At 52.2% G+C, this 3,636-nt stretch carries 1 protein-coding gene, 2 pseudogenes and 1 other annotated feature; all 3 genes and pseudogenes read right to left on the bottom strand.

The annotated features are described in order from the left end of the window. Window positions 1-113: 113 nt before the first annotated feature. Window positions 114-1,340, bottom strand: a pseudogene (locus HKD27_RS16130) (IS3 family transposase). Next, window positions 945-1,061 (bottom strand) — a sequence feature (AL1L pseudoknot). (Overlaps the previous pseudogene by 117 nt.) 221 nt (window positions 1,341-1,561) lie before the next feature. Beyond that, window positions 1,562-1,968 (bottom strand): annotated as a pseudogene (locus HKD27_RS16580) (transposase); the annotation flags it as partial. A 185-nt stretch (window positions 1,969-2,153) separates the two neighbouring features. After that, the gene (locus tag HKD27_RS16120) at window positions 2,154-3,389 is read right to left on the bottom strand and encodes a discoidin domain-containing protein (protein WP_194690205.1); all 1,236 of its coding nucleotides are present in this window, start codon (window positions 3,387-3,389) and stop codon (window positions 2,154-2,156) included. Between the last annotated feature and the right edge of the window lie 247 nt (window positions 3,390-3,636).

Here is a 3,636-nt window from a genome sequence, read left to right as displayed (position 1 = left end):
CCGCAGGCGATCCATCTGTTCATCCGTCAGCCAAAACAAGTCGCTCATCTCCAGTCTCCTCGCAGAGCCTGAATCAGATTTCCGTAATCAAATCAATGGGTCCTGAGCCTAAGTTAGGCTGCCAGTGGGAGGTGGTCCATAGCGGCATAAAACTGTTGCTCGGCCTCGGCCGGGGTGAGGTTGCCGATGGGTTCGAGGATGCGTCGGTTGTTAAACCAATCCACCCATTCGAGAGTGGCATATTCCACGGCGTCAAACGAGCGCCATGGGCCACGCCTGTGGATCACCTCGGCCTTGAACAGACCGTTGATCGTCTCGGCCAGGGCGTTGTCGTAACTATCTCCGACACTGCCGACCGAGGGCTCGATCCCGGCCTCGGCCAGGCGCTCGGTGTGGCGAATGGCGACGTATTGCGAGCCGCGATCCGAGTGCTGGACAAGATTGCCTGCTCCTGACGGGCATCGGGCGTGGATCGCCTGCTCCAGCGCATCGAGCACGAAGCCCGCATGCGCTGTCCGGCTGATGCGCCAGCCGACGATGTATCGGGCGAACACGTCGATGACGAATGCCACATAAACGAACCCGGCCCAGGTCGCGACATAAGTAAAGTCCGACACCCACAGCCGGTTCGGCGCCGGTGCCTTGAATTGCCGGTTGACGCGATCGAGCGGACAAGGCGCGCTCTTGTCGCTGATCGTCGTGCGCTTCGGTTTGCCGCGGATAACGCCCTGCAGGCCAAGATCACGCATCAGCCGCGCGACTGTGCAGCGGGCAACCGAGACGTTTTCCCGACATAACTGACGCCAGACCTTCCGCACGCCGTAGGCACCAAAATGCTCCGAGAAAACGCGCAGGATCTCGGGTTTCAGGAACTCGTCACGTTTGCTCTGAGCCGATCTGCACTCTGGTTCACGCCGTTTGCGCAGCCGCTCATAGTAAGCTGATGGGGCAATCTGCAGCATCCTGCAGATCGGATCGACCCCATAGTCCTGACGATGTTCATCGACGAACGCGCTCATTTCCGAAAGGGGCGGTCGAGCTCCGCCTGGTCGAAATATGCCGACGCCTTGCGCAGGATCTCGTTCGCCTGGCGCAACTCGTGCACTTCACGCTCCAGCGCCCTGAGCCGATCGGCGGTCTCGGCCGGAATACCAGTTCGCTTGCCAGTCTCGACCTCAACCTTCTTGACCCACTCGTTCAACGTATGCGCCGAGCAGCCGATCTTGCCGGCGATCGACACCATTGCCGTCCAGCGAGACGGGTGTTCGCCCTCACTCCAGAACCAGGCGCACCGCACGGGAACGGACTTCAGGGGAAAACTTCTTCACAGGATTGCTCATCAGACCTTCTTCTCAGGTAGATAGGTCTCCGCCAATCCCGGGCCGGTTCAGAAGACTTCAAAATCCACAGCCCGGGAAAAGGCTTCAAGTTGATCACCAAGACCGCTCAGACGCGCCAGCCGCTCCTCAACATCAAAGAAACCGGGCTATCCTCCCATCAGCACACTAACGATGGAATCACAGCTAACAGTTCAGAGCCAGGGGTTCTTCGAACCCTCCACCTTTGTGCCAAAGCCTCCACGTGAGCGGCCAAGTGCCTCACGGTCTCGGCGGCGTCCGCTGGATTCTCTTTTTTTGGCGGCTCCAGCCGCTTTGTGATGGGCGCGGATCGTCGTGCCATCGAGAAAGATCATGCTGAGCGTCTGATCCTTGTCTTTACAAGGCGCTGCCACGCACTGAGCTTCGACCATCGGATGAACAGCTGTGTGGCAATCCACCAAGGAGCAAACTCAGACGGGAGGGCGCGCCATTTTGCGCCGTTCTGATGACGCCAGAAAATCGCAGGCATCGTTCGTCGAAGGTTTTCCGGTGGGGTCTTCCCCTTCGGACGGATTTCTTCGAGCAAAGGCTTCCACACGGACCAAGCCTGATCAGAAAAACAGACTGCATCATGTTCATTAAAAAACAGCTATGCAGTCCATGCCGTTATTCAAGGCCTAACGGACCCAAATTGGTTCACTAGAACCGATAAAATGAGGAAGTACTCTCTATTATTAGAGGTGGGCTGCCACATTCCATCTGCTTGCATCGCGGTATAAAAAATGAAGTAATGGATTGTTGATCAAATCTGAAAAAGGCTTTCAATTTTTTAGTCTATTTTCCAAATATTTCTATTTTTTGATAGTGTAAAAAATCTTCCATAGCCAAGGATTTAATGCGTATCTCTCTAGCCTTGAGAGGTTTTTCAGGGCGCCATACAAATGGAGTTCCATCAATTCCGCCAAACATGGTGTCATTATTTTTTTTAAATACAGTAATCCAATTTTCATTTTCAAGTATTTCTATTGAAAATCGCAATCCACGTTCTGAATCTCTATCAATTCTATTGTAAATTCTTATTTCTTCTATTTTTCGAATATCTTCCAGGTCTATTTTCCACCAAGGGTTACTTTCCAGATCTGTGTGGAAAGCATAAAATTCCGGAACATGATCGCTGACAGCTCGAGCGGAGTCTTCCTGCGTCGTGGTTCCCGCGGAATACTGACAGATTGAGCTTTGATCTGTTGGGCGGTTTGAAGCTAAATTAATACAACCGGGGGGTGAGGGAGCAAAAGGTACGTCACCTACTCTCAAATGGGCGCGCTTCATGGAAGCTTCGAAATTCCATTCTCTATCATCGACCCCATAAGTTGCCAGGATAGGCTCGAGGACCGAGCGGGCGCTCGCTGCATTAAAGGGTTTGGAAAAATCTAGAAAATTCTCAAGAAGTAAGGATAGGTAATTTTGCTTGTAACCCTTTTTTAGGTATGACGCCACAAGATGACCCGAGCCATTAACCATCAGAACAGGATAGCCCTGTAAAGAATATAGCCCTGCATGGGCAGTGTCCTGCCATTGGCGTGTACCATACAGAAGAACAGAATGGGCCTGCGCTTTTTGGTCTTCAGAATCAAAGGCCCAGTAACGGGGAGGGACGTCATTGCTCCAACTGGCCGCAAACTGGTTAAACGGATAGGCAAAACTATATAATGGGGAAAAAGCTAACGTCCGGTCGACCTTATCGAAAAATCGTGGAAAAATCAGAGCGCCAGACCCCCCCATGGATTCACCCAAGACGGCAATTTTTTTGTATGGCCTAACCATCTCCGCAACTTTTGCGAACATATCTGGTGTTTCGGGTTCATGAAACCAAGAGGCATCACGATCACGCACAAACAACATAGACACACCATACTTCCGCAAGGAGCCCTTAAACTCCTCGATGGGCCCTCCAAATCGGGCGCCTGCTGAAGCAAAAACCACAACTACGGTTTCCGGATTGTCGGCGTAATGAGAGAGTGTATAACGGCCGACCTGCTCAGTGGTAGTTGTTTCAGATCCAGAGAGCATTGAGTGTTTCTTTGGCAAAAGGGAATAGGAAATTTTGTGGTATGATAAGGTTATATTGATGATTTTCCAACTTAAAAATCTATAAGGTTTTGGTGGCGCCTAGGTAGGTTAAAGGTGTTTGACGGGTAGGGTTTTGAGGTGGCTCCGTCCATTCGGACAGTTTTGTGGGCTCGATAAGCTATACCCGGTTGTCATTATGTCGCCATCCTGACGTGCCGACGCCATCTGGCGTGCGTCCAGCCTGCGA

The sequence above is a fragment of the Gluconobacter sp. R75690 genome, assembly GCF_015244525.1.
Lineage (GTDB): Bacteria > Pseudomonadota > Alphaproteobacteria > Acetobacterales > Acetobacteraceae > Gluconobacter > Gluconobacter potus.
This window is presented reverse-complemented; position numbering and strand designations above follow the sequence as displayed.